Here is a 24,315-nt window from a genome sequence, read left to right on the forward strand (position 1 = left end):
GTCGCGCCGCACGCCCGGGGGCGGCAGCGCGACCGTACTCAATTCCCGTCTGAGTACCGGCGGTCAGACGACCGTGGCGCCCGGCGCCGGGGACACGGCCACCCGGGCGGTGCGGCACGTCCCCGAGGTGAGCAGCGCGTCGGCCACCTTCCGCGCCGACTCCGCGTCGGCCACCAGGAACGCCGTGGTCGGCCCGGAACCCGAGACCAGCGCGGCCAGGGCGCCCGCGGCGGTGCCCGCCGCGAGGGTGTCGGCCAGCGCGGGGCGCAGCGAGAGCGCCGCGGGCTGCAGGTCGTTGCTCAGGGCGCCCGCGAGCGCCGTGGTGTCCCCGGAGCGCAACGCGGCCAGGAGCGCGGCGGACGCGGCGGGTTCGGGCACGTCCGTACCGGCGGTGAGCCGGTCGAACTCGCCGTAGACCGCCGGGGTGGAGAGTCCGCCGTCGGCGACCGCGAAGACCCAGTGGAAGGTGCCGCCGACGTCGGCCGTGGTCAGTTGCTCGCCGCGGCCGACGCCGAGGGCGGCCCCGCCGACCAGGCTGAACGGCACGTCGCTGCCCAGCTCGGCGCAGATGGCGAGCAGTTCGTCGCGGGTGGCGCCGGTGGACCACAGGGTGTCGCAGGCCAGCAGTGCGGCGGCGCCGTCGGCGCTGCCGCCCGCCATGCCGCCCGCGACGGGGATGTCCTTGGAGATGTGGATGTGCACGTCGGGTGCGATGCCGTGCCGCCCGGCCAGCGCGATCGCGGCGCGGGCCGCGAGGTTGGTGGCGTCCTGCGGGACCTGGGCGGCGTCCGGGCCGGAGCAGGTGACGCGGAGCTCGTCGGCGGGGGTGACGGTGACCTCGTCGTACAGCCCGACGGCGAGGAAGACGTTGGCCAGGTCGTGGAAGCCGTCGGGGCGCGGGGCGCCGACCGCGAGCTGCGCGTTGACCTTGGCGGGCACGCGGACGGTGACGCTGCGGGTCATGCGGAGGGCTCCGGCTTGTTCTCGGCGACGGCGGCGAACTCCTCGACGGTCAGCATCTCGCCGCGCGCCTGCGGCGAGATGCCCGCCGCGACCAGGGCCGCCTCGGCCGCCGGCGCGGAGCCCGCCCAGCCGGCCAGGGCGGCGCGCAGCGTCTTGCGGCGCTGGGCGAAGGCGGCGTCGACGACGGCGAAGACCTCGGTCCGGCTCGCGGTGGTCCGGATCGGCTCGGTACGCCGCACCAGGGACACCAGCCCCGAGTCGACGTTCGGCGCGGGCCAGAACACCGTGCGGCCGATGGACCCGGCGCGCTTGACGTCGGCGTACCAGTTGGCCTTGACCGACGGCACCCCGTAGACCTTGTTGCCCGGCTTGGCGGCCAGCCGGTCGGCGACCTCGGCCTGCACCATCACGAGGGTCCGCTCGATGGTGGGGAAGCGCTCCAGCATGGTGAGCAGGACCGGCACGGCGACGTTGTACGGGAGGTTGGCGACCAGTGCGGTGGGCGCCGGGCCGGGCAGCTCCGTGACCAGCATCGCGTCCGAGTGGACCAGGGCGAAGCGGTCGGCGCGTCCGGGCAGCCGGGCGGCGACCGTGGCCGGCAGGGCGCCCGCGAGCACGTCGTCGATCTCGACGGCGACGACCCGGCCGGCCGCCTCCAGCAGGGCCAGGGTCAGCGAGCCCAGACCGGGCCCGACCTCGACCACCACGTCGTCGGGCCGCACCTCGGCGGTCCGTACGATCCGGCGGACCGTGTTGGCGTCGATGACGAAGTTCTGACCGCGCTGCTTCGTGGGGCGTACGCCCAGCGCTGCGGCCAGCTCGCGGATGTCTGCGGGGCCCAGGAGGGCGTCGGGCTCAGTGGTGCTCACCCGTTAAGCCTACGGCCGCCGCGGGGTCCGAGACCCGCCGCCCGCCCCGCCCCGGGCCTCCCAGGGCTCCGCCGCTTCCCGGTCGCCCCCCGCCTCCCGGTCCTGCCGCACGGCCCGGCCGCCGCGTACCTCCCGGCGGACGACGACCTCGTCGCCGTCGTCGAGCCGGCACCGGGGGCCGGGGCGACGGTGTCACGGCTCCCGACGGTGACACCCTCGGCGTCGAGGAGTTCCCCGACGTCGTCGGCGAAGGTGTGCAGGGTGGCCGACGTCCCGTCGACACTGACCCGGACGGCCTGGTCGTGCGCCAGGAACGCGGTGGTGCCGCCGGCCAGGACCGCGACGACCAGCGCCTGCGGGACGAGCCGCCACAGACGTTCCGGGGCGCCCCGGTGCCGTCGGGCACCGGCCCGGCGGGGCGTGGCCCGGTACCCGGCCGGGGCGGCCCGTACAGCCGCCTGCCGGGGCACCGGCGGGACGTCGAGCACGGTCGGGTCGTGCACCGGCAGGGCGCCCGGCCACTCCCCGGCGACGATCGTGGCCTCCTCGTGGAGGGAGCGCGGCGCCGGGGGAGCCGGCACCCCGCCGGCCCGTCGGCTGCCGCGCGCTGCCCGGTGACTGCCCTGCGAATGGCCCACGACGCTCCAGAAGATCCGGCCTGCCGACCCCATTGCGCGGGCATGACAGCCGAGCCCTCGTCACCCTCCCGAGCCGAGTGACTACCCAGCGTGGCGTAACCGGGGTCAGAAATCGAACGCGCGCGCGGTGTTGTCGTAGACGGCGGAGGCCAGGCTGTCCTCGTCCGTCCCCCGCACTGCGGCCATCGCACGAAGCGTCACCGGAATGAGGTAGGGCGCGTTGGGCCGTCCGCGGTACGGGGCGGGGGTGAGGAAGGGCGCGTCCGTCTCGACGAGCACGAGCTCGGCCGGCGCCACGGCCAGTGCGTCGCGCAGTGGCTGGGCGTTCTTGAAGGTGACGTTGCCGGCGAACGACATGAAGTACCCGGCCGCCGCGCAGATCCGGGCCATGTCGGCGTCACCGGAGTAGCAGTGGAAGACCGTCCGCTCGGGCGCGCCCGCGTCGGCCAGGATGCGCAGCACGTCCGCGTGCGCGTCGCGGTCGTGGATGACCAGCGCCTTGCCGTGCCGCTTGGCGATCTCGATGTGCGCCCGGAAGGACTCCTCCTGGGCGGCGATGCCCTCGGGGCCCGTACGGAAGTGGTCGAGCCCGGTCTCCCCGACACCGCGTACGTGGTCGAGGGCGGCCAGCGCGTCGATCTCGGCGAGCGCCTCGTCCAGCGCCGCCTTCCCGCCCGGCTCGCGGACCCCCTGCCGCGCCGAGCCCTCCGGGTCGCCGTGCACGATGCGCGGCGCCTCGTTGGGGTGGAGGGCGACGGACGCGTGGACGGAGGGGTGCGCCGCCGCGGTCGCGGCGGCCCAGCGCGAGCCGGCCACGTCGCAGCCCACCTGGACGACGGCGGTCACGTTGACCGCCGCCGCCCGGGCCAGGCCCTCTTCGACGGTTCCGTCCTGCATGTCCAGATGGGTGTGCGAATCGGCGACCGGGACCCGGAGGGGTTCGGGCAGCGGCGGCGCGTCGGTACGGCTCATGCCCCGACTCTACGAGGGCACGGGCCCCGCCTCACCGCGGGTGGGAAGGGGGCTCCCGTCCGCGGTGGCCGTCACCGCCGGTGGAAGGGATGCAGCAGGTCGGAGAGCTGCCAGTGGTGGGGGGCGGCTCCCGATGCCAGGACGGCGGCGGGTACGGCCGCTTCGTCCACGGCCTCCTCGTGACGGTCGGCCTGCTTCTGCCGGAGCAGCTGCTGAACGGTGGAGACCCGGCCGGACCGCATGATCCGGACCACGTGCCCGTCACAGTTCACGCAGGTCGGGGTGGACAGGGGCGAGGGCACACGCTCACCGTCCGCCGTGTACACCACGAACGCGTGGCCCGCGCCGTCCACGTGGTGTTCTATCTCGTAGGCCTGTTCCCAGCCGTATCCGCACCGCATACAGGCGAACGCGTACGCCTCGTGCACGGTGCTTGCTGCGATCTCACTCATGCCTGCTCCTCTTGTCCGCCGGACAAGCACTCCGGACAAGCACTCCCGGTGGTGCGTTCCACCTTCCAGTGGACGCCTTTCCAGGCGGCGACGCACCAGGCCTGCCGAGTGTTGGAACGCTCTTGGCCCATCCATGGCCAAAGGGGCCGGGTACGCGGCTCGCGCTTTACCGTCAGGCTAGTCCTTTGCCCTCCGCAGGACCCGTCCTGGCAGCGTTCTTTGCCGCGACCACCGCATCGAACACCTCGCGCTTGGGCAGTCCGGCCTCGGCGGCGACCGCGGCGATGGCCTCCTTGCGCCGCTCCCCCGCCTCCTCGCGGACCTGCACCCTGCGCACCAGCTCGTCGGCGTCCAGCCCCTCGTTCCCGGAAGCCGTGGCGCCCTCGACGACGACGGTGATCTCGCCGCGCACGCCCTCGGCCGCCCAGCTGGCCAGCTCGCCGAGCGGGCCGCGCCTGACCTCCTCGTACGTCTTGGTCAGCTCCCGGCACACGGCGGCCCTGCGGTCCGTGCCGAACACCTCGGCCATCGCGGCCAGGGTGTCGTCCAGCCGGTGGGGTGCCTCGAAGAAGACCATCGTGCGGCGCTCGTCCGCGACCTCGCGCAGTTTCCCGAGCCGCTCGCCCGCCTTGCGCGGCAGGAAGCCCTCGAAGCAGAACCGGTCCACCGGCAGCCCGGACAGGGCGAGCGCCGTCAGCACGGCCGACGGGCCCGGGACGGCGGTGACCTTGATGTCCTTCTCGACGGCCGCGGCCACGAGCCGGTAGCCGGGGTCGGAGACGGACGGCATCCCGGCGTCGGTGACCAGCAGGACGCGCGCCCCGTTGACCAGCGCCTCGACGAGTTCCGGCGTACGTGCGGACTCGTTGCCCTCGAAGTAGGAGACGACACGCCCCGTCGTGTGGATGCCGAGCGCCTGGGTGAGCCGGCGCAGCCGCCGGGTGTCCTCGGCGGCCACCACGTCGGCCGTCTCCAGTTCGGCGGCGAGCCGTGGCGGGGCGTCCGCCACGTCGCCGATGGGGGTCCCTGCGAGCACGAGCGTTCCAGTCGTTCCAGTCACATCGGCCATCCTCCCAGCACGGGCGGCACCACTCGCACAGATGCGTTCCCTACGATGGCGCGGTGACGAGTACTGCGCCCGAAGCCCAGCAGGGCCACGACGCCGGGGATCACACCGGCGACCAGCCGCCTTCCTGGCAGCAGCGGCTGCGCCGCTTCGGCCATTCCCCACGGCCGGAAACCGGGCTGCGTGAGCGCCTGGTGCCCCCGTACACCCGCCCGGGACGGCAGTTCTGGGAGGTGCTCGCCGTGCCTCCGACCCTGGCGAACCACCTGGTCCGCTGGTCGGCCTGGGGCGGTCCGCTCCTGGTCGCCCTGGTGGCCGGGGTGCTGCGGTTCTGGAACCTGGGCAGCCCGAAGGCGGTGATATTCGACGAGACGTACTACGCCAAGGACGCCTGGGCCCTGATCAACCAGGGGTACGAGGGTTCCTGGCCCAAGGACGTCGACAAGCTGATCCTCAAGGACCCGTCCTCCGTGGACATCCCGGTGGATCCCGGCTACGTCGTGCATCCGCCGGTCGGCAAGTGGGTCATCGGCATCGGCGAGCAGATCTTCGGCTTCACCCCGTTCGGCTGGCGCTTCATGGTGGCGCTGCTCGGCACCGTCTCGGTGCTGATGCTGTGCCGCATCGGCCGCCGGCTCTTCCGCTCCACGTTCCTGGGCTGCCTCGCGGGCACGCTGCTGGCCGTGGACGGGCTGCACTTCGTGATGAGCCGCACCGCGCTGCTCGACCTGGTGCTGATGTTCTTCGTCCTCGCCTCCTTCGGCTGCCTGCTCCTCGACCGTGACTGGTCCCGCCGCAGACTGGCCGCCGCGCTGCCGGTCGACGAGGAGGGGGTGCTGCGCCCGGACGTCCATGTCGCCGAGACCCTCCGCCTCGGCCTGCGCCCCTGGCGGATCGCCGCCGGTGTGATGCTGGGACTGGCCTTCGCCACGAAGTGGAACGGGCTCTACATCCTGGCCGCGTTCGGTGTGATGGCGGTGCTCTGGGACGTGGGCGCGCGACGCACCGCCGGTGCGCAGCAGCCGTACCGCGCCGTCGTGCTGCGGGACCTGCTGCCCGCGTTCGTCTCGACGGTGCCGGTCGCGATCGGCACGTACCTCGTGTCATGGACCGGCTGGATCGTCACGGACAAGGGCTACTACCGCAACTGGGCGGCGACCGAGGGCAAGGGCGGCAGCTGGACCTGGCTGCCGGACTGGCTGCGCAGCCTGTGGCACTACGAGCACCAGGTGTACGAGTTCCACGTCGGCCTGACCTCGGGCCACACGTACGAGTCCAACCCGTGGAGCTGGATCGTGCTGGGCCGCCCGGTCTCGTACTTCTACGAGGAGAAGGCGGGCTGCACCGCGTCGGAGACCGGCAAGTGCGCCCGCGAGGTGCTGGCGATCGGCACCCCGCTGCTGTGGTGGGCGGGCTGCGTGGCGCTGCTGTACGTGTTGTGGCGCTGGTTCTTCCGCCGCGACTGGCGGGCGGGCGCGATCGCGTGCGGTGTGGCGGCGGGCTGGGTGCCCTGGTTCTTCTACCAGGAGCGGACGATCTTCCTGTTCTACGCGGTCGTGTTCGTACCGTTCCTCTGTCTCGCGGTGACGATGATGATCGGCGCCCTGCTGGGCCCGGCGCCCGGGACGGGGCCCGGGCAGGAGGTGGGTCCGGGCACCGGCGATCCGACGGGCGAGCGGAGACGGACCCTGGGTGCGATCGCGGCGGGTGTCCTGGTGCTGCTGATCGTCTGGAACTTCGTGTACTTCTGGCCCCTCTACACGGGCACGTCCCTGCCGGAGAACTCCTGGCGGGACCGGATGTGGCTGGACAGCTGGGTGTGACCGGACGGCCGGGCCCGAACGGCGCGACCCTTCGGGAGAGCGCTCTCGTCCGACGCGTCGCGGTCCGACAACAACCCCTCACCCGCCGCTCCTGTCCCGTACAGTGCCGAGGAAATCCCCCTGAACACGTTCAAGGGGGACTCCTGGGGAGGGGACTGCAGACATGCGCAGTGGAGTGAAGGTAGCCGTGGTCGGCGGTGTGTTCGTGCTCGTGGCGGGCGGGATCGGCTACGGCGCGTACAGCGTGGTCGGGGGCGGTGGTCACGGCGGTACGGAGGCCGCTTCCGCGGAGGTGAGGACGGGGCCACCGAGCGAGTCCGAGATAGCTGAGACGTCGAAGGACTTCCTCAGGGCGTGGGCGTCCGGCGACGCGGCGGCCGCCTCGCTGCTCACCAACAACGAAGACGTCGCCCAGCCGCTGCTGGCCGGCTTCGCCGCGGACGCCCACGTCACGAAGGCGGTGATCACGCCGGGTGCCGCCGTCGGCGCGAAGGTGCCGTACACGGTCAAGGCGACGGTGTCGTACGAGGGGAGGACCAAGCCCTGGTCGTACGCCTCGGAACTGACCGTGGTGCGGGGCCTCACCACCGGCAAGGCCCTCGTCGACTGGCAGCCGACGGTGATCCACCCGGAGCTGACCGAGGGCGCGACGCTGCGGACCGGCGAGTCGTCGACGGCGGCGATCGAGGCCGTCGACCGCAACGGCAAGGTCCTCGACAAGGAGACCTACCCGTCGCTCGGGCCGATCCTGGACACCCTGCGGAAGAGGTACGGCGCCGAGGCGGGCGGATCGCCCGGCATCGAGACCTGGATCGAGCCCGCGGACGAGGTGCTTCCCGACACCACCCTGCTGACGCTCGTCAAGGGCAGGCCCGGCAGGCTGCAGACCACGCTCGACGCGGGCGTCCAGGCTGCGGCGGAGGCCGCCGTCAAGCAGTACGGCGGGGCGTCGGTGGTCGCGGTGAAGCCGTCCACGGGCGCGATCCGCGCGGTGGCCAACAACCCTGCGACCGGCTTCAACGCGGCGATGGAGGGCAAGCAGGCGCCCGGCTCCACGCTCAAGATCGTGACGGCCGCGCTGCTGCTCGAGACGGGGAACGCCTCGGCGAACAGCCCGATCGAGTGCCCGAAGGACGTGATGTACGAGGGCCGTTCCTTCCACAACCTCAAGTACTTCGAGCTGCCCGCCACCGACACGTTCACCACCAGCTTCGCGCGCTCCTGCAACACCGCCTTCATCAAGAGGATCGACGACGTGGACGACGACTCCGCGCTCGCCAAGGAGGCCCGCGACGTCTTCGGGATCGGCCTCGTCTGGAAGACCGGCATCGTCTCCTTCGACGGCAGCGTGCCCGAGGAGGTCGGCGGTGAGGCGGCCGCCCAGTACATCGGACAGGGCACGGTCCAGATGAACGCGCTCAACGTCGCGTCCATCACGGCGACCGCCCGCACCGGCACCTTCCGCCAGCCCGTCATCGTGCCGCGCGAGCTGGGCGACCGTCAGATCGCCGTGGCGTCGCGCTCGCTGTCCCAGAACGTCACCCGGCAGCTGAACGACATGATGCGGGCCACCGCCTCCTGGGGCACCGGCAAGACGGCCATGGCCTCGGTCGGCGGCGACAAGGGTGCCAAGACGGGCTCGGCCGAGGTCGACGGACAGGGCACGTCCAACAGCTGGTTCACCGGCTTCAGCGGCGACCTCGCGGCCGCGGCGGTCGTCCAGTCCGGCGGCCACGGCGGCGACGCGGCCGGACCGGTCGTGGCGTCCGTGCTCCGGGCCGGTTCCTGAACCCGCCGCGCACCCGGGGGCGGAACACCCGCCCCCGGGGCCGGGCCGGCCGCCGCCACGGGCGGGCCACCTGGTGCGGCCACGGCCCGGTTCACTAGCGTGCGGGGATGAGCACATCCGACATCACCCCCGTCACCACATCCTCCGACGCCCACCCCCGGTTCGCCGAGGCCCTGCGTGAGCTGGGCCTCGACGTCGAGGTACGCCGCTTCCCCGACGCGACCCGCACCGCGGCGGAGGCCGCCGCCGCGGTGCGGGAGTCCTCCGTCATCGTCGGCGCGGGGATCGGGGCACTGTTCTTCAAGGAGCGGTTCGGCGGTCCGAGGATCGCCGCCGCCGGACTGATGGTGCTGGGCATCGGACTGATGCTGCACACCGGCTGAGCCGGCCGGACCGGTCAGAACTTCCCCGACTGCTCCTCGGTCCGGTGCCCCAGCTGCCTGCGGAAGTCCGCGAGGAAGCGGGTGCCGAGCGGCGGCCAGCCCCAGAAGTCGAAGGCGAGCGCGCCGAGGTCGAACCCGGCCCCGAACTCCCAGTCGGTGACCGGGGAGGAGACTCCGCAGGCGGAGCAGGGCGCCGTGCCGGTGCCCGTCTCCTTCCAGGCCCCGATGCCGTCCAGGAACGGCTGCCAGACCTCCGGGTCCGCTTCGAACGACTCCGGGTAGTCGATGATCACGGTCGTCGTCGCACACCGTGGGCAGGTCGCGGAGTCCGCCTCGCTCTCGCCCTGGCCACCGATGTGGTAATCGCGGCCGACAACGACCGCGACGGGACCGGGGATCCACGAAGGATCGGAGGAATCGGCCACCGCCCGTGCCCAGTCGGGGCCGGGTACGTACCCGACGTCGACGGACAGGCTGTACATGGCGTCCTTGGTCGTCTCGCGCGTGATCAGCCCTTCGGCGACCATCCAGTCGACCATCCGCCGGGCGAGCGGCCCGGCCTCCTCGCCGGTCACGTCCAGATCGACGATCCGCTCGAAGAAGTCACCCATCGGCGTCTCCCGTGTCCTTGTCGGCTCCGCATGTCCTGGTCCCGTCACTTCACTGTGTCACAGCGGTACGACAGCGGACGCCGCCAGTTCCACGACCACCTCGTCGTCCTCGGCGTCGCCCGTCGGGCGGAAGCCGAGGGAGGTGTAGAGCCGCCCGGCGGCGGTGTTGCCGGGTGCGTACGACAGCCGGACCACCTCGCAGCCCTCCCGCTCCGCCAGCCACGCGGTCAGCGTGCGCATGACGGCGCGTCCGACGCCCCGGCCCTGCTCGGCGCCGTCGATCAGCATGCCGCCGATCCAGTACGAACCGTCCTCGTCCCGGGCCCACATGACGTGCCCGATGACGTCGTCGCCCGCGCACACGGCCAGCGAGTGCCAGGTGTCCTCGCGCGTCGTCAGAAGCAGGTAGCGCGCGGCCAGCGCGGGAACGTGGTCACGCTGGTCGTCGAGCGGGGCGACGTCCGCGACCGCGCGCCAGTTGTCGGCGTCGATGTCGCGCAGGGCCACCCGTCGGCCGGTGCGGTCGGAAACTCCATGATCAATCATCGGGCGAGGGTACTGAGCGGGGCCACGCCCCAGGTACCGGTTTTCCGCGTACGCCGTCTCCCGGCGGACGCGGCGCCACCGGCCCGGCGGCGTCCCGGAACTTCCGCCTGGTTGGCCAATATCCTCTCTGGCAGAGGACTTGGGGTGCCGGCCTTGAGCGACCGGGAGTGAACGCACCTGGGGAGTCAGCGACGGGGTGCCCTCGGTCAGCTTCCGTGCGGATGGAAGGGTGCTCGCGGCGGCCTCCACCGGAGGACATCTGCTCCTCCGTGATGTCGGGGAGTCGGACTCCTCGCCTGTACGGACTCGGGAATCAGAATCGACTGCCCGCGGCCGAGCCCGTCCAGGCCGTGGCTCACAGCCCGGACGGAACGCTCGTCGCCGCCGGCGATGTGGCCCCCGGACTACTCGTCGCCCGACATCGCTCTGCGGAAGCCCGTGTTGACCCCCAGGAGGCCCCCGTCCACCCGCAGCGTCGTCCCCGTGATCCAGGACGCGTCCCGCGAGGCGAGGAAGGCGACGGCGGACGCGATGTCGTCCGGGGCGCCGAGCCGGCCCAGCGGGTACAGGGCGCTCGCCCGTGCCAGGTCGGCGTCACGGCCCGCCCAGGCGTCGGTGCGGATCGTGCCGGGGGCGATCAGGTTGACCCGGACACCGCGCGGGCCCGCGTGGCCGGCCAGTGTGCGGGTGAGGCTCGCCAGGCCCGCCTTCGCGGCGCTGTAGGCATGCCCGCCGAAGTCCTGTTCGCCGTTGACCGAGCCGATGTTGACGATCGCGCCCCGGCCGGAGGCCACCAGGTGCGGCAGCGCGGCGCGGGAGCAGCGGTAGGGGCCGGTGAGGGTGATGTCGAGGGTGTGGTCCCAGGATTCGTCCGCCTCGTCCTCGAAGAGGGGCGCGTCCTCGTGGTTGGCGTAGGCGTTGTTGACCAGGACGTCGAGCCGGCCGAAGGACGCCACCGCGTGGGCGACGGCCGCCTCGACGGCCGCCCGGTCGCCCACGTCGCAGGGCAGCGACTCGGCCGTGCCGCCTCTCTCGCGTATCTCCGCCGCCGTCTTCCGGGCCCGAGCGGCGTCCAGGTCCGTGACGAGGACGGCAGCGCCCTCGGCGGCCAGCCTGCGGGCCGTGGCTGCGCCGATGCCCTGGCCCGCGCCGGTGAGGAGTGCGGAGTGTCCGTCGAAGCGTGCTGCGGAGGAAGGAGTCACAGGACCGAACGTAGTGCCCTGACCAATGCCTGGGCACGGGGGTCGGCGGTGACGCCCTTCTGCAGACCGTTCGTCACATAGCCGAGCGCGGTGCCCGATTCGGGGTCGGCGAAGCCCAGCGATCCGCCGCGGCCCGGGTGGCCGAAGGAGCCGGGGGCCAGCAGCGGGGCGGCCGGGCCGTGCAGCATGTAGCCGAGGCCGAAACGGGTGTTGACGATCAGGACCCGGTCCGGGCCCGCGGACTCCTCGGTGCGTGCCAGGGTCAGCGTGGCGGGTGCGAACAGCCGGTGGCCGTCGACCTCGCCGATCATCGCGGCGTAACAGCGGGCGAGGCCGCGCGCGGTGGCGACGCCGTTGGAGCCGGGGAGTTCGGCCGCCCGGTAGGCGGGGTCGTTCTCGTCGGGGAACGGGTCGATCGCGCCGAACGCGCGGCGGGTGAGCGAGGCGGGGTCACGGTAGGCCTCGGTGACGGAGCGCTTGGGACGTATGCGCAGGGCGCCGCCGTTGCCTTCGGTCACCGGGGGTTCGACGGGCCCGATCCGCCCGATCCGGTGCGCCTCGTCCGCCGGGAGCCCGAACCAGAAGTCCAGGCCGAGCGGGCGGGCGATCTCCTCGGCGATCCAGCGGCCGATGGTGCGTCCGGTGGTCCTGCGGACCAGTTCGGCGACGAGCCAGCTGTAGGTCTGGGCGTGGTAGCCGTGGTCGGTGCCGGGCTCCCACAGCGGTCGTTGGGCGGCGACCGCCCGCGGTCCGGACGTCCCGTCGACCGCCTCCTCAGGCGTCAGCGTCCCGTCGAGGGCCGCCAGGCCGGCGCGGTGGGCCAGGAGGTGGCGTACGAGGACGCGTTCCTTGCCGTTCGCCTTGAACTCCGGCCAGTACGTGCCGACGGGGGCGTCCAGGTCCACCTGCCCGCGCTGGTGCAGCAGCAGCGGTACGGCGGCGGCGATGCCCTTGCCCGCCGACCGGACGATCTGGACGGTGTCGACGGCCCACGGCTCGGTGCCGTCGACATCCCTCGTACCGGCCCACAGGTCGACGACCTTGCGGCCGTGGCGGTAGACCGTCACGGCCGCCCCCCGCTCGCCCCGCTGTTCGAAATTCCGGACGAAGGCGTCCCGTACCGCCTCGAACCCCGGTGTCACCGTGCCCCGTACGTCCACGCCTGCTCCCGCGCTCCCGCTCATCCCCCCATGGTGCATCGGACCGCAGGTCGGACGGAGGGCGGGTCGGGTCTGTTCACGTGAGCGGCACGACGACGGAACGCGGGTCGAAGCCGAAGGGCAGCTCCAGCCGGTGTTCGCGCATCAGTTCGCCGTTGCAGAGGAGGTCCTGGGTACGGTCGTCGGCGGCGATCACCCCGTCGCTGAGGATGACGGCGCGCGGGCAGAGTTCGAGGGCGTACGGCAGGTCGTGGGTGACCATCAGCACGGTGACGTCCAGGGAGCGCAGGATGTCGGCCAGTTCGCGGCGGGACGCGGGGTCCAGGTTGGAGGAGGGCTCGTCCAGCACGAGGATCTCCGGCTCCATGGCGAGGACGGTCGCGACGGCGACCCGGCGGCGCTGGCCGAAGGAGAGGTGGTGCGGGGGCCGTGTCGCGTACGCCTCCATACCGACCTGCTTGAGCGCGGTCATGACCCGTTCCTCCAGCTCGGGGCCGCGCAGACCGGCCGCGGCGGGCCCGAAGGCGACGTCCTCGCGGACGGTCGGCATGAAGAGCTGGTCGTCGGGGTCCTGGAAGACGATGCCGACCCGGCGCCGGATCTCGGCCAGGTGGCGCCTCTCCACCGGCAGCCCGGCTACCCGGACGGTGCCGGCGCCCGCGTCGAGGATGCCGTTGAGGTGCAGGACGAGGGTGGTCTTGCCCGCCCCGTTGGGGCCGAGGACGGCGACCCGTTCGCCGCGGGCCACGGTCAGGTCGACGCCGAACAGGGCCTGGTGGCCGTCCGGATAGGCGTAGGCGAGGCCGCTGACCTCTAGGGACGGCGCGGGGGCGGTGGGCATGCTCATACGGTCCATCCCAGCAGACATACGACGAGGGCGAGCACGGGGAGCACGGACGCGTACGCCCACTGGGTGCGGGAGGCGGTCACCTCGTCGATCACCGGCATGGTGCCGGTGTAGCCGCGGCTGACCATCGCGAGGTGGACGCGTTCGCCGCGCTCGTAGGAGCGGATGAACAGGGCGCCCATCGTCTTCGCGAGGACGCCCCAGTGCCGTATACCGCGCGCCTCGAATCCGCGGGAGCGGCGGGCGATCGACATCCGCCGCAGCTCGTCGGTGATCACGTCGCCGTAGCGGATCATGAACGAGGCGATCTGCACGAGGAGCGGCGGGAGCCCGATCCGCTGGAGGCCGAGCAGCAGGGAACGCAGCTCGGTGGTGGAGGCCAGGACGACCGAGGCTGCCACGCCGAGGGTGCCCTTGGCGAGGACGTTCCAGGCGCCCCAGAGGCCGGGGACGCTGACGGAGACACCGAGGATCTCGGTCTGTTCACCGGGCACGACGAACGGCATGAGCACCGCGAACGCCACGAACGGCACCTCGATGACCAGCCGCTTCAGCAGGAATCCGGCGGGGATCCGGGCGGCGGCGGCGGCTGCGGCGAGCAGGGCCGCGTACAGCGCGAAGGCCCAGACGGCCTCGCGCGGTGTGGAGACGACGACCACGACGAAGCAGAGGACCGCGACGAGCTTGCAGTGCGGCGGCAGGTCGTGGACCGGGGAGTGACCGTGCCGGTAGAGCTTGTGCGCATGGCCGGCGCCCATGTCAGTGGGACCTGGTTCCGGTGGTGACGGGCTCCTCAGGCGTACGGCGCCTGCGCACGGCCCAGAAGACGCCGCTGCCGACGGCCACGGTGACGCCGACACCGGTCACTCCGGCGAGACCGCCGGAGATCCGGGCGTTCTCGACGTCCTTGACGCCGTAGTCGGCGAGCGGGGAGTCGGCCGCGCCGTGCTCTTCGACCTTCTCGTCGATGCCCTTGTCGGCGGCGACCTTCTCCAGGCCGTCGGGGTTCGCGGACGCGTAGAAGGAGACGAAGCCCGCCAGGACGAGTGCGGCGACCAGCCCGGTCGCCCAGACCTTGCGCGTGGAACGCGGGGCGGCGGGGGCGGGAGCGGCGGCCGGGGCGTCGACGAGCTCGCCGTCGACGCGCAGCTTGAGCGGGGCGGCGAGCCCACGGGCACCGTGGACGAGGTCGGGGCGCACCGCGATGACGGCGCCGACGGTCAGCGCGGTGATCGCCGCCTCGCCGATGCCGATCAGGACGTGGACGCCGACCATCGCGGTGAGGACCTTGCCGGTGGGTACGTCGGTGGTCCCGCCGACGGCGTAGAGCAGGGTGAAGGCGACGGCGGCGGCCGGTACGGAGACCAGCGCGGCCACGAAGGCCGCCGCGGTCGTCGAGCGGCGGCCGCGGGGCAGCACACGGACGAGCCCGCGGAAGAGGGTGTACGCGACGACGACGGTCACGACGCCCATGACGGAGATGTTCACGCCGAGCGCGGTGAGACCGCCGTCGGCGAAGAGGATCCCCTGCATCAGCAGGACGACGGCTATGCAGAGCACCCCCGTGCAGGGCCCGACCAGGATCGCCGCCAACGCACCGCCCAGGAGGTGGCCGCTGGTGCCGGCGGCGACCGGGAAGTTCAGCATCTGCACGGCGAAGACGAACGCGGCGACGAGACCTGCGAGCGGCGCCGTGCGCTCGTCCAGCTCCCGCCGGGCGCCCCGGAGGGAGACGGCGACCGCGCCCGCGGCGACGACTCCGGCGACGGCGGAGACGGGTGCGTTGATGAATCCGTCGGGTACATGCATGGAGTGGCTCCGCTTCGGGGCGTTTCTGCGGGCGGGGTCGGCAACCGCTCAATGATAGTGCCTTGTTGCGAAGCCTTCGCAAGAGCGTAGCCAACCCAACTACTTCCCTCTCTCAACGCGCTCAAATGGGAACATATGCGACATTGGATGCAGAGAGAAGTTCACACAGGAGGAGCCGGCCCATGTCCCTCGTGATCCAAGAACACGCCCGAGCCCGGCTCATCACGGACGGACCCGACCCGCGACTGATCCCCGTGGAGCTGCGCCACGACCCCGGCGAACCGCAGACCGTCCACCTCGGACTGCCCGGCGGTGCCGACTGGGCCTTCGGCCGTGACCTTCTGGAGAAGGGACTGCGCTCCCCCGTCAGCCGCGGCGACATACGGGTCTGGCCCTGCGGCCGGGCCCAGCTGGTCGTGGAGCTGCACTCACCGGACGGGGTGGCCGTGTTCCAGTTCGACATCGCGCCGCTGATCCGTTTCCTGCGCCGCGTGCAGGAGGAGACCCGGACCGCGGCCAGGGCGGAGCCCGCCCCGGCCGCGTCCGCCACCCGCGCATGACGAGAGCCCCCGTGCCGCGTGCACGGGGGCTCTCTGCCGCTCCGGCCCCCCGTCCCCACAGGTAACCGGCGCTGGAGTGTCGGGGAGACGGTGGTGCGTCGGGGAGAGGCGGTGCGAAAACGGGGACGTCAGACGCCGAGGGCGGGGAACACCACGGCTTCCACGTAGTCGATGAGGAACGCCTGGTCGACCGGTCGGTCCTCGACCAGCTCCCGAGCGGCGAGGGCGCCGATCATCATGTGCGGTACATAGGGGAGCGCCGGATTGTCCGGGCGCACCTCACCCCGGTCCACGGCCCGCTGGAGCAACGCCCCGAGACCGGTCGTCTCCGGCTCGATCAGCAGCTCGCGCAGCGCCTGGAACAGATCGGGGTTGTCGTGGGCGGCATGGCTCAGACCCCGCGACAGCGCGGAGTTCTTCTCCATCTGGCAGTCGTCGGTACGCGTGAGCACGGCCCGGACGTCGCCGCGCAGCGAACCGGTGTCGATCTCGGCAAGGTGGACCGGCTTGTTGTTCCGGAGTGCCTTGACGACCAGCTCGGGCTTGCTCCCCCACTGGCGGTAGAGGGTGGCCTTGCTGGAACGGGTGCGGGCGGCAACGGCGTCCATGGTCAGGGCTTCGTAGCCGACCTCGCCGAGCAGGTCGAGCACAGCGGCGTACAGCTCGTTCTCACGTTCTGGCGTGAGCCGGCTGCGTGCCATGTGTCGACCTCCTGTTCCCTTGCGCCTGCTGGATCGTACGTCAGTGATCGGCCGGCCCGACGGGCGAGCCGATGATCCACCAAGCGAACGAAACCGTTTCGTACACTTCGAAGTCACCCCCCTCCCTCAGCGAAACGAAACTGTTTCGCTTGTGTCGTGCGACACAAGTTGCCGGAGGCCCTTCGCGCGGAAAGCATTGGAGGGTGAGTGACGACGTCGCGTATCTCCGTTTCCCGCACCTCCACAAGGACTTGCTCTGCTTCGCCGCCGAGGACGACCTCTGGGTCGCTCCTCTCGCCGCGGCGGGGCAGCGGCCCGGCCGTGCCTGGCGGGTGACTGTCGACCGGACCCGGGTCAGTCATCCGCGCTTCTCGCCCGACGGCAGCCGTATCGCCTACACGACCTGGCGCACGCTCGATCCAGAGATCCATCTGGCCCCCGTGGACGGGGGCCCCGCCCGCAGACTCACGTACTGGGGCTCGACCGACACCAGGGTCTGCGGGTGGAGCCCCGACCCCGGCGACAGCTCCCAGATCCTCGCCGTGTCCTCGCACAACCAGCCGTTCTCGTACTTCTCGTGGGCCTACAGCGTCCCCACCGACGGCAGCCCCGGCGGCAAGCTGCCCTGGGGGCCGGTCTCCGACATCGCTGTCGCGGACATCGACGGGGAGCGGCGCACCCTGCTGCTCACGGGCACGCCGCCGCACGAGCCGTCGGCGTGGAAGCGCTACCGGGGCGGGGCGACCGGGCGGCTGTGGCTGCACGGCGAGCGGCTGCTCCCGGACATCGGCGGGCATCTGAACGCGCCGATGTTCGTCGGCCGGCGCATCGCCTTCCTCTCCGACCACCAGGGCGTCGGCAACCTGTACTCGTGCCTGATGGACGGCAGCGATCTGCGCCGCCACACCGACCACGACGCGTTCTACGCCCGGAACGCGTCCAGCGACGGCAGCAGGGTCGTCTACCAGTGCGCGGGCGATCTGTGGCTGGTCGACGACCTGGAGTCGCCGGACGCGGTGCCACGGAAGCTGGAGGTACGGCTCGGCGGACCGCGCACGGGCCGGCGCACCTACCAGGTACCGGCGTCGAGCCATGTCGACTCGCTGTCCGTGGACGAGACGGGCCGGGCGAGCGCCGTCTCCGTACGCGGCAGCCTGTACTGGCTCACGCACCGCGACGGGCCCGCCCGCACGATCACCGACACCCCGGGGGTGCGGGTCCGGCTGCCGGAGATGCTCGGCAGCAGCGGCCAGGTCGCGTACGTCACGGACGCGGACGGCGACGACGCGATCGAGATCGCCTACCTCCCCCGGGCCAGCGGCGACCGCGAGCCGCGCAGGCTGGCCTCCGGCCGGCTGGGCAGGGTCCAGGAGATCACCTCGGACCCGGAGGGCGAACGGCTGGCCGTCGCGTCGAACGACGGCCGCCTGCTCCTGCTGGACACCACGCGGGGGCAGGCCCCGGACCTGGCCGGCCTCCCGGATCCGGCGGACGCCTCCGACACCTCCGACACCTCCGACACCTCAGACCCGACGCAGGCCCCGCCCGCACCACCGGCCGCCCCAGCCCCCGCCCCTGCGTCCGCCTCCGAGCCGGACGACGTGTCCGCCTCCGAGCCGGACGACGTGGTCACCGAGCTGATCCGCTCACTCAACGGCCCGGTCCGCGATCTGGCGTTCTCGCCGGACGGCGCCTGGCTGACCTGGTCGCATCCGGGCATCGGCCGGTCGCTGCGGCAGATCAAGCTGGCCAGGATCACCGGCCCCGGCGCCCCGGTGATAGTGGATGTCACCAACGGCCGCTTCGAGGACGAGAACCCCGTCTTCACCGGGGACGGCCGCTATCTCGCCTTCCTGTCCTGGCGCGGCTTCGACCCGGTGTACGACGTCCACACCGGCGACCTCTCCTTCCCCCTGGGCTGCCGCCCGTACCTGGTCCCGCTCTCCTCGGCCACCCCTTCACCGTTCGCCCTGCTCCCCGACGGCCGGCCCGCGGCGGGCGGGCTGGACCCGGTGGACATCCCCGAAGGCACCGTCGAGGGACCGACGGTCACGGTGGAGTTCGAGGGCCTGGAGAGCCGGGTGACGCCGTTCCCCGTCTCCGCGTCGAAGTACTCGGCGCTGCAGCCCGTCAGCGGCGGCGGTCTCGTCTGGCTGCGCTGGCCGATCTCCGGTGCGCTGGGCGAGACGTTCGCGAACCCGGCGGACATGTCGGGCCGGCCCACGCTGGAGCACTTCAACATCGCCAAGGCCCGGAAGACCGAGCTGGTCGACCACCTGGACTGGTTCGCGGTCAGCGGGGACAGGACCCGGCTGGTCGTCATGGACGACGGCGAACTGCGCGCCGTGCCGTCCAACGAGGCCGGTGACAACGACTCGACGGTCTATCTCGACCTGCGCCGCATCCTGCACGACGTGGACCCGGCGGCCGAATGGCGCCAGGCCTACGGGGAGGCGGGGCGCATCATCCGGTCCTACTTCTGGGAGCCGGACATGTGCGGCATCGACTGGGACGGCGTGCTCGCCCAGTACCGGCCCCTGGTCGAACGGGTCGCCTCACCCGACGAGTTCGCGGATCTGCTGCGCGAGGTGGTGGGCGAGCTGGGCACCTCCCACGCGTACGTCTCGCCCGCCCGCCGCAACGAGGGACCGCCGCACTACCAGCGGGCGATCGGGCTGCTGGGCGCGAACCTGGTGTGCCGGGACGGCGACTGGACGGTGCTGCGGATCCTGCCCGGCGACTCCTCGGACTCCAAGGCCCGTTCGCCGCTCGCCGGTACGGGTATCCGGGAGGGCGCGGTCCTCACGCATGTCGACGGCCGGCCGGTCGACCCGGTGGCGGGGCCGTACCCGCTGCTGACGGCGGCGGGCGGCACGACGGTCGAGCTGACGTTCCGCCCGGCCGGGGGCGAGGGCGGCGGCCGGTCCCGCCGCATCGCGATCGTCCCCCTGGTCGACGAAAGGCCGCTGCGCTACCAGGACTGGGTGGCCAAGCGCCGCGAGGTCGTACGGGACCTGAGCGGCGGCAAGTGCGGGTATCTGCACATCCCGGACATGGGCGGCTCGGGCTGGGCCCAGTTCAACCGCGACCTGCGGCTGGAGGTGTCGCGTCCGGCCCTGATCGTGGACGTACGGGGCAACGCGGGCGGCCACATCAGCGAGCTGGTCGTCGAGAAGCTCACCCGCACGATCCTCGGCTGGGACCTGACCCGCAACGCGCAAGCTGTCAGTTACGCCTCCAACGCCCCCCGGGGCCCGGTGGTCGCCCTGGCGGACGAGGCCACGTCCTCCGACGGCGACATGATCACGGCCGCCTTCCGGCTGCTGAAACTGGGGCCGGTGGTGGGCCAGCGCACCTGGGGCGGCGTGGTCGGCATGACCGGACGCCACAGGCTCGGCGACGGGACGGTGATCACGGTGCCGATGAACGCGGCCTGGTTCGACACGTACGGCTGGTCCGTCGAGAACCACGGCGTCGAGCCCGACGTCGAGGCGCTGCGCACCCCCCTGGACTGGGCGGAGGGCCGCCACGCGGTCCTGGACGACGCGGTCCGGGTGGCCCTGGACCTCCTGAGGGACCACCCGGCGGCCACACCCCCCACCTACTCCACAGCCCCGATCCTCCGCCGCCCCCCACTACCTCCGAGGTAACCCCGGGGCGTGCCCCTCCCCCACCCGGCACGCCCCGGCCCGCCCGGCGATTGAGGGCACCCTGAGGCTCGGGCCACACCCAACCGGCCAACCATCGCCCGAAGTCCCAAGCCCAGCCCGCCCCCTCAAGGTTCGGACCACATCCAACTGGCCAACCGTCGTTCCACAAGCCCGCCCGGCGCGTTGAGGGCACCCTGCAGCACGGTCCGCACCCACCCAGCCACCCGTCACCTCAAGCCAACCCCCAGCCGCACCCCCTCAGGCCCGCCCGGCGCTTGAGGAGGTGCGCTCCTCACGACCCAGCCGCAACCCACCCGGCCCGCCCGGCGTTTGAGGGCAGTCCTCAGCCCGTCCGGCGCTTGAGGACAGGCCCGGCGGAACCCGGACCCACGCAAAGAAGGGGCGCACCCGGTCCCCCGGATGCGCCCCTCACAACGCGGACGCGTCAGCGATCGAACCGCTCACGCGCACGGTTCGCCGCGTCCTGCGCCCGTTCCCGCACCCCGGACTGCTCCGAGCGCTGCGGACGCTCCGAGCCGCGGCGCTCCGAACGCTCGTCCGAGGCGCTGGACGAACGCTCCTGCGCCTCGTCTCGCCTGTCACCCGGCTTCTTCTGCTTGGCCTGGTCGGCGAGCTCCTGCGCCTTGTCCTTGAACTGGTCTGCGATTCCCATGCTGTTCACTCCTGTGTGGGTGCGTGGGGGGGCGGCCCGTAAGGGCCTCGCTCAGACTTACACACCCGGACATTCACCGCATTTCGATCATTCGTGCCGCGTCCGCTCCTCCTGGTCCGCCGCACCACCGGCCCCCACGAGCCCCTTGCTCACACCTTCGAGCCGCGGCCCGAACCGCTCCATCTCGCGCTGCCCGACGGCCCCGATCAGCATCGGCAGGCAGCCCCGGACCGACTGCATGCCACGCAGCCACCACTGGGCGTACACATGCGCGGACCGCCGCTCGATCCCGGCCACGATCCGGTCCACCGCCGGACCCAGCGGATACGTACGGTTCGTCGGCCACGGCAGCCGCTGCCGCAACTCCCGCATGACGGCGTCCTCGTCGGCGCCGCGCACCATGTCGGTGTCGGTCCAGGACAGATAGCCGACCCCGACCTTCACCCCCCGGTAGCCGACCTCCGCGCGCAGGCTGTGCGCGAAGGCCTCCACACCCGACTTCGACGCGCAGTACGCGCTCATCATCGGCGCCGGGGTGATCGCGGCCAGCGACGCTATCTGGAGGAAGTATCCGCGGCTCTCCATGAGCACCGGCAGGAACGCCCGCCCCGTCACCGCGCCACCGATCAGGTTCACCTCGATGACCCGCCGCCAGGCGACGGGATCGGAGTCCACGAACGGCCCGCCGGAGGCGACCCCGGCGTTGGCGACGACGATGTCGACCTTCCCGAAACGTTCCTTGACCTCACGGGCGACCCGGGCCATGGCCTCGTGGTCGGTGACGTCCGCGTGCCAGTGGTGGCTCTCCGCGTGGAGCCGCTCCGAGACCTTCTTCAGCTCGTCGGGTTCCAGACCGACCAGTGCGAGCTTGGCCCCGCGCGCCGACAGCTTGCGGGCCAGCAGCTCACCCACACCGCGTGCCGCGCCCGTGACGACGACGACCTGTCCTTCGAGACTCCGCCTGGCGCTCATGCGACCTCCTCCTCCTCGCTCACGGCCTGCGCCGCACTGTCCACAGTGACGTACGCGGCCACCAGTTCCCGGAGTTTCGCGGTGACCACCTCGGGCGCCTCGACCGGCGTCATGTGACCCATTCCGGTCAGTTCCGTGAGTCCGAGGCTCTGGGGCAGCGCCGCCTCGATGGCCCGTGCGTGCACGGACGGCGTCAGCCGGTCCTCCGTGCCCGCGATGACGGCGGTCGGCAGCCGCAGCTCCCGCAGCCGCGCCTCCAGGTCCAGCTCCGCGAGCACATGACCCCAGGCGACGCGTGCCTTGCGGGGACACGCGTGCACGATCCTGGCACAGGCGTCCACCCGCTCCGGGGAAGAACCGCGTCCCATCGTCGCGTACTTGAGTATCGCCTTCGATATCCCGTTGACCGGCCCGAGCGGTGCCGGAGCGCCGAGGATCTTCCCGGTCAGCCGTGTACGGAGGGCGCCGGCCCGCATGGGCAGCACCCGCGATTCGGCGGTCAGCCGCGAACTGCCCGTGCTGCACAGCAGGACGGCCGCCCCGTGCTCGCGCACGGCTGCCCGGCCGGCCGCGGCCATCAGCGTCATCCCGCCCATGGAGTGCCCGCCGAGCACCGCCTTCTGCCCCGGCGCGAGGGTGGCCCTCAGCACCGCTTCGAGGTCGTCGGCCAGAGCCCGCGTGCTGTATCCGTCCGGTCCCGCTGCCGCCGGGGAGAGGCCGTGTCCCCGCTGGTCGTAGACGACGACCCGGTGGTCGACCGCCAGGTCGCGTATCTGGGCGGCCCAGAAGTGGGTGTTGCAGGTCCAGCCGTGCGCCAGGACCACGGCGGGGGCGCCGTCCGGCCCGTGCAGCTCGACATGGACGGACGCACCGTCGGCGGACAGGGCGGTCAGTTCACGTACGGGCACGGGCGGGGTGTCCGCGCGGTGCGGCAGTCGGCTCATCGGGCGATCTCCTCGGTGACGGACTTCTCCTGTGTGCTGACGGCGGGCGCCCGGACGACCTCGTACTCCCCGAGGTCGACGGTGCGCGTGGCCCGCCGGAATTCGCCCGTGGTCCCCGGCCAGACCGTGGTGTTGCGGCCCTCGGCGTCCAGGTACCAGCTGGTGCAGCCGCCGGTGTTCCACACGGTCCGCTTCATCCGCTCCTGGACGCGCCGGTTCCACGCGCCGACGGCGGAGGGCCGGGCACCGAGTGCCGCGCGTCCGCCCAGGACGTTCAGCCGGCGCATGAAGTCGGCCATGTAGTTCAGCTGCGACTCGATCATCAGGATCATGGAGGAGTTGCCGAGCCCCGTGTTGGGGCCGATGATCGTCATCCAGTTGGGGAAGCCCGCCGCCGTCGCGCCGCGCAGCGCCTGCATGCCGTCCTTCCATGACTCCGCGAGCGTGATGCCCTCCGCGCCGACGACCCGGTTCGCGATCGGCATGTCCGTGACGTGGAAGCCGGTGCCGAGGATGATCACGTCGGCCTCGGTCTCCGTACCGTCCGAGGCGACCAGGGTCGAGCCCCTCACCTCCGCCAGGCCGGAGGCGACGACGTCCACATTCGGCCGGGCCAGCGTCGGGTAGTACGTGTTGGAGAGCAGGATGCGCTTGCACCCGATGCGGTACGAGGGAGTCAGCTTGGCCCGCAGCTGCGGGTCCTTGACCGCCCGGGCCATGTTGGCCTTGGCTATCCGCTCGACGAGGCCGAGCTGGTCGGGGTGCTTGGTGAAGGCCCCGACCTGCAGCTCCCGGATGCCCCAGAGCAGTCCGCGGCGTGCGGTGCCGGTGAAGGGGAACGCGCGGTGCAGCCACTTCTCGGCGCCGCTGATGGCACGGTCCATGCGTGGCATCACCCAGGGCGGTGTCCGCTGGAACAGCGTGAGCGCGGCCACCCGGGGCTGGATCTCCGGCACGATCTGGATGGCGGAGGCACCGGTCCCGATCACGGCGACGCGCTTGCCCGTCAGATCGTGGTCCCGGTCCCACTGCGCCGAGTGGAAGACCTTGCCGGGGAAGTCGGCGAGCCCGGGTATGTCCGGCAGCTTCGGGTCGGAGAGGGGTCCGGTCGCGGAGACGACGACGTCGGCCGTGATCGTGGTGCCGTTCGCCGACTCGATCACCCAGTACAGCCGGTCATTGTCCCAGCTCATGAGCGTGACCTCATGGCCGAGCCGGAGGTGCGGGCGCAGCCCGAAGGTGTCGGCCACGTGTTCCAGGTAGGCGCGGATGTGCTCCTGCCCGGAGAAGGTGCGGGGCCAGTCGGGATTGGGCGCGAACGAGAAGGAGTAGAGGTGGGACGGTACGTCGCAGGCACAGCCCGGATAGCTGTTGTCGCGCCAGGTGCCACCGACGGATCCGGCCCGTTCGAGGATCAGGAAGTCGGTGATGCCTTCGCGGCGCAACCGGACCGCGGCCCCGAGGCCCCCGAATCCGGATCCGATCACCGCCACTCGTACGTGCTCGTGCTGGGCCATGCTGCCGCCTCCCCGCGGTACGTACGCGACTCTGCCAGCAATCACTGGCGTTGTTGGGAGGGTAGAGCAGCTCCGTACTGATGGGTAGGGGCCGGGGCAAGGAAAGTTACCGACGGTACAACATAGGGTGCGGGTGTGGCCGAAGGACGCGAGCACCGCGAATACCGC

At 72.1% G+C, this 24,315-nt stretch carries 22 protein-coding genes and 2 pseudogenes; 6 read left to right on the forward strand and 18 right to left on the reverse strand.

The window, feature by feature from the left end:
* Nucleotides 1-63: 63 nt before the first annotated feature.
* The 6 genes from OG524_RS15000 to rsmI all read right to left on the reverse strand — a co-directional run bounded on the left by OG524_RS15000 (nucleotide 64) and on the right by rsmI (nucleotide 4,963).
* Nucleotides 64-963 (reverse strand): 4-(cytidine 5'-diphospho)-2-C-methyl-D-erythritol kinase, encoded by a 900-nt coding sequence (locus OG524_RS15000; RefSeq protein WP_405390307.1) that lies wholly within the window; start codon nucleotides 961-963, stop codon nucleotides 64-66.
* Nucleotides 960-1,832 carry a 16S rRNA (adenine(1518)-N(6)/adenine(1519)-N(6))-dimethyltransferase RsmA gene (rsmA, locus tag OG524_RS15005; RefSeq protein WP_405390306.1) on the reverse strand — a complete coding sequence of 291 codons (873 nt, stop codon included), beginning with the start codon at nucleotides 1,830-1,832 and terminating at the stop codon, nucleotides 960-962. Before rsmA ends, OG524_RS15000 begins: the two co-directional genes overlap by 4 nt.
* Nucleotides 1,829-2,503, reverse strand: a complete 675-nt coding sequence (locus OG524_RS15010) for a ubiquitin-like domain-containing protein (protein WP_405810608.1) — start codon at nucleotides 2,501-2,503, stop codon at nucleotides 1,829-1,831. Before OG524_RS15010 ends, rsmA begins: the two co-directional genes overlap by 4 nt.
* Before the next feature lie 72 nt (nucleotides 2,504-2,575).
* Nucleotides 2,576-3,442 carry a TatD family hydrolase gene (locus tag OG524_RS15015; protein WP_405810610.1) on the reverse strand — a complete coding sequence of 289 codons (867 nt, stop codon included), beginning with the start codon at nucleotides 3,440-3,442 and terminating at the stop codon, nucleotides 2,576-2,578.
* Nucleotides 3,443-3,513: 71 nt separating this feature from the next.
* The gene (locus OG524_RS15020) at nucleotides 3,514-3,894 is read right to left on the reverse strand and encodes a hypothetical protein (protein WP_405810611.1); all 381 of its coding nucleotides are present in this window, start codon (nucleotides 3,892-3,894) and stop codon (nucleotides 3,514-3,516) included.
* 172 nt (nucleotides 3,895-4,066) lie between these two features.
* Nucleotides 4,067-4,963, reverse strand: coding sequence for a 16S rRNA (cytidine(1402)-2'-O)-methyltransferase (gene rsmI, locus OG524_RS15025; protein ID WP_405390301.1), 897 nt, complete (start codon nucleotides 4,961-4,963; stop codon nucleotides 4,067-4,069).
* 53 nt (nucleotides 4,964-5,016) lie between these two features.
* Between rsmI and OG524_RS15030 the strand changes: the two genes are divergently transcribed.
* The 4 genes and pseudogenes from OG524_RS15030 to OG524_RS15045 all read left to right on the forward strand — a co-directional run.
* Nucleotides 5,017-6,783, forward strand: coding sequence for a dolichyl-phosphate-mannose--protein mannosyltransferase (locus OG524_RS15030; RefSeq protein ID WP_405390300.1), 1,767 nt, complete (start codon nucleotides 5,017-5,019; stop codon nucleotides 6,781-6,783).
* Nucleotides 6,784-6,946: 163 nt separating this feature from the next.
* Complete coding sequence (locus OG524_RS15035; RefSeq protein ID WP_405390299.1) at nucleotides 6,947-8,572, forward strand: penicillin-binding transpeptidase domain-containing protein; 1,626 nt, start codon at nucleotides 6,947-6,949, stop codon at nucleotides 8,570-8,572.
* 107 nt (nucleotides 8,573-8,679) lie between these two features.
* Nucleotides 8,680-8,826: pseudogene (locus tag OG524_RS15040) on the forward strand (YbaK/EbsC family protein); the annotation flags it as partial.
* A pseudogene (locus OG524_RS15045) lies at nucleotides 8,818-8,955 on the forward strand (EamA family transporter); the annotation flags it as partial. The pseudogenes OG524_RS15040 and OG524_RS15045, both read left to right, overlap by 9 nt.
* Nucleotides 8,956-8,969: 14 nt before the next feature.
* Here OG524_RS15045 and OG524_RS15050 read toward each other — a convergent pair.
* The 7 genes from OG524_RS15050 to OG524_RS15080 form a co-directional block, all read right to left on the reverse strand.
* A complete protein-coding gene (locus OG524_RS15050) occupies nucleotides 8,970-9,566 on the reverse strand; it encodes a hypothetical protein (protein ID WP_405390298.1) in 597 nt (198 codons plus the stop codon).
* Nucleotides 9,567-9,623: 57 nt separating this feature from the next.
* The gene (locus tag OG524_RS15055; RefSeq protein WP_405810614.1) at nucleotides 9,624-10,112 is read right to left on the reverse strand and encodes a GNAT family N-acetyltransferase; all 489 of its coding nucleotides are present in this window, start codon (nucleotides 10,110-10,112) and stop codon (nucleotides 9,624-9,626) included.
* A 404-nt stretch (nucleotides 10,113-10,516) separates the two neighbouring features.
* Nucleotides 10,517-11,314, reverse strand: a complete 798-nt coding sequence (locus OG524_RS15060) for an SDR family NAD(P)-dependent oxidoreductase (protein ID WP_405390296.1) — start codon at nucleotides 11,312-11,314, stop codon at nucleotides 10,517-10,519.
* A complete protein-coding gene (locus tag OG524_RS15065) occupies nucleotides 11,311-12,474 on the reverse strand; it encodes a serine hydrolase domain-containing protein (protein WP_405393191.1) in 1,164 nt (387 codons plus the stop codon). Before OG524_RS15065 ends, OG524_RS15060 begins: the two co-directional genes overlap by 4 nt.
* Nucleotides 12,475-12,550: 76 nt before the next feature.
* Nucleotides 12,551-13,321, reverse strand: coding sequence for an energy-coupling factor ABC transporter ATP-binding protein (locus OG524_RS15070; protein ID WP_405390295.1), 771 nt, complete (start codon nucleotides 13,319-13,321; stop codon nucleotides 12,551-12,553).
* Entirely contained in the window at nucleotides 13,318-14,079 is a 762-nt protein-coding gene (cbiQ, locus tag OG524_RS15075) for a cobalt ECF transporter T component CbiQ (RefSeq protein WP_405810617.1), read from the reverse strand. The genes OG524_RS15070 and cbiQ overlap by 4 nt, the downstream gene beginning before the upstream one ends.
* A 1-nt stretch (nucleotide 14,080) precedes the next feature.
* Nucleotides 14,081-15,130, reverse strand: coding sequence for an energy-coupling factor ABC transporter permease (locus OG524_RS15080; RefSeq protein WP_405810619.1), 1,050 nt, complete (start codon nucleotides 15,128-15,130; stop codon nucleotides 14,081-14,083).
* A 182-nt stretch (nucleotides 15,131-15,312) separates the two neighbouring features.
* Here OG524_RS15080 and OG524_RS15085 point away from each other — a divergent pair, with 182 nt between their 5' ends.
* Nucleotides 15,313-15,690, forward strand: coding sequence for an SsgA family sporulation/cell division regulator (locus OG524_RS15085; RefSeq protein ID WP_405390292.1), 378 nt, complete (start codon nucleotides 15,313-15,315; stop codon nucleotides 15,688-15,690).
* 128 nt (nucleotides 15,691-15,818) lie between these two features.
* Here OG524_RS15085 and OG524_RS15090 read toward each other — a convergent pair whose 3' ends face one another.
* Nucleotides 15,819-16,391 carry a TetR/AcrR family transcriptional regulator gene (locus OG524_RS15090; protein WP_405810622.1) on the reverse strand — a complete coding sequence of 191 codons (573 nt, stop codon included), beginning with the start codon at nucleotides 16,389-16,391 and terminating at the stop codon, nucleotides 15,819-15,821.
* A gap of 203 nt (nucleotides 16,392-16,594) precedes the next feature.
* On the opposite strand from OG524_RS15090, the gene OG524_RS15095 reads away from it, so the two are divergent.
* On the forward strand, nucleotides 16,595-20,041 hold the full coding sequence (locus OG524_RS15095; RefSeq protein WP_405390290.1) for a S41 family peptidase: 3,447 nt from the start codon (nucleotides 16,595-16,597) through the stop codon (nucleotides 20,039-20,041).
* Nucleotides 20,042-20,486: 445 nt separating this feature from the next.
* Here the strand turns inward: OG524_RS15095 and OG524_RS15100 are convergent, their stop codons facing one another.
* The 4 genes from OG524_RS15100 to OG524_RS15115 form a co-directional block, all read right to left on the reverse strand.
* Nucleotides 20,487-20,714: a hypothetical protein gene (locus OG524_RS15100; protein WP_405390289.1), complete on the reverse strand. Its 228-nt coding sequence runs from the start codon at nucleotides 20,712-20,714 to the stop codon at nucleotides 20,487-20,489.
* Nucleotides 20,715-20,801: 87 nt separating this feature from the next.
* Nucleotides 20,802-21,686: an SDR family oxidoreductase gene (locus tag OG524_RS15105; protein WP_405810624.1), complete on the reverse strand. Its 885-nt coding sequence runs from the start codon at nucleotides 21,684-21,686 to the stop codon at nucleotides 20,802-20,804.
* Nucleotides 21,683-22,630: an alpha/beta fold hydrolase gene (locus tag OG524_RS15110; protein ID WP_405810626.1), complete on the reverse strand. Its 948-nt coding sequence runs from the start codon at nucleotides 22,628-22,630 to the stop codon at nucleotides 21,683-21,685. Before OG524_RS15110 ends, OG524_RS15105 begins: the two co-directional genes overlap by 4 nt.
* Complete coding sequence (locus OG524_RS15115; RefSeq protein WP_405390286.1) at nucleotides 22,627-24,147, reverse strand: flavin-containing monooxygenase; 1,521 nt, start codon at nucleotides 24,145-24,147, stop codon at nucleotides 22,627-22,629. Before OG524_RS15115 ends, OG524_RS15110 begins: the two co-directional genes overlap by 4 nt.
* Nucleotides 24,148-24,315: the final 168 nt, after the last annotated feature.

The organism is Streptomyces sp. NBC_01520, from assembly GCF_045040375.1.
Classification (GTDB): domain Bacteria; phylum Actinomycetota; class Actinomycetes; order Streptomycetales; family Streptomycetaceae; genus Streptomyces.

What these genes read in the sequence shown, in the direction of transcription:
- OG524_RS15035 (WP_405390299.1), top strand. Translation starts at nt 6,947, where the DNA reads ATGCGCAGTGGAGTGAAGGTAGCCGTGGTCGGCGGTGTGTTCGTGCTC.
- OG524_RS15050 (WP_405390298.1), bottom strand. Translation starts at nt 9,566, where the DNA reads ATGGGTGACTTCTTCGAGCGGATCGTCGATCTGGACGTGACCGGCGAG.
- OG524_RS15105 (WP_405810624.1), bottom strand. Translation starts at nt 21,686, where the DNA reads ATGAGCGCCAGGCGGAGTCTCGAAGGACAGGTCGTCGTCGTCACGGGC.
- OG524_RS15115 (WP_405390286.1), bottom strand. Translation starts at nt 24,147, where the DNA reads ATGGCCCAGCACGAGCACGTACGAGTGGCGGTGATCGGATCCGGATTC.
- OG524_RS15085 (WP_405390292.1), top strand. Translation starts at nt 15,313, where the DNA reads ATGTCCCTCGTGATCCAAGAACACGCCCGAGCCCGGCTCATCACGGAC.
- OG524_RS15090 (WP_405810622.1), bottom strand. Translation starts at nt 16,391, where the DNA reads ATGGCACGCAGCCGGCTCACGCCAGAACGTGAGAACGAGCTGTACGCC.
- OG524_RS15020 (WP_405810611.1), bottom strand. Translation starts at nt 3,894, where the DNA reads ATGAGTGAGATCGCAGCAAGCACCGTGCACGAGGCGTACGCGTTCGCC.
- cbiQ (WP_405810617.1), bottom strand. Translation starts at nt 14,079, where the DNA reads ATGGGCGCCGGCCATGCGCACAAGCTCTACCGGCACGGTCACTCCCCG.
- OG524_RS15080 (WP_405810619.1), bottom strand. Translation starts at nt 15,130, where the DNA reads ATGCATGTACCCGACGGATTCATCAACGCACCCGTCTCCGCCGTCGCC.
- OG524_RS15055 (WP_405810614.1), bottom strand. Translation starts at nt 10,112, where the DNA reads ATGATTGATCATGGAGTTTCCGACCGCACCGGCCGACGGGTGGCCCTG.
- OG524_RS15010 (WP_405810608.1), bottom strand. Translation starts at nt 2,503, where the DNA reads ATGGGGTCGGCAGGCCGGATCTTCTGGAGCGTCGTGGGCCATTCGCAG.
- OG524_RS15015 (WP_405810610.1), bottom strand. Translation starts at nt 3,442, where the DNA reads ATGAGCCGTACCGACGCGCCGCCGCTGCCCGAACCCCTCCGGGTCCCG.
- OG524_RS15000 (WP_405390307.1), bottom strand. Translation starts at nt 963, where the DNA reads ATGACCCGCAGCGTCACCGTCCGCGTGCCCGCCAAGGTCAACGCGCAG.
- rsmI (WP_405390301.1), bottom strand. Translation starts at nt 4,963, where the DNA reads ATGGCCGATGTGACTGGAACGACTGGAACGCTCGTGCTCGCAGGGACC.
- OG524_RS15110 (WP_405810626.1), bottom strand. Translation starts at nt 22,630, where the DNA reads ATGAGCCGACTGCCGCACCGCGCGGACACCCCGCCCGTGCCCGTACGT.
- OG524_RS15070 (WP_405390295.1), bottom strand. Translation starts at nt 13,321, where the DNA reads ATGAGCATGCCCACCGCCCCCGCGCCGTCCCTAGAGGTCAGCGGCCTC.
- OG524_RS15100 (WP_405390289.1), bottom strand. Translation starts at nt 20,714, where the DNA reads ATGGGAATCGCAGACCAGTTCAAGGACAAGGCGCAGGAGCTCGCCGAC.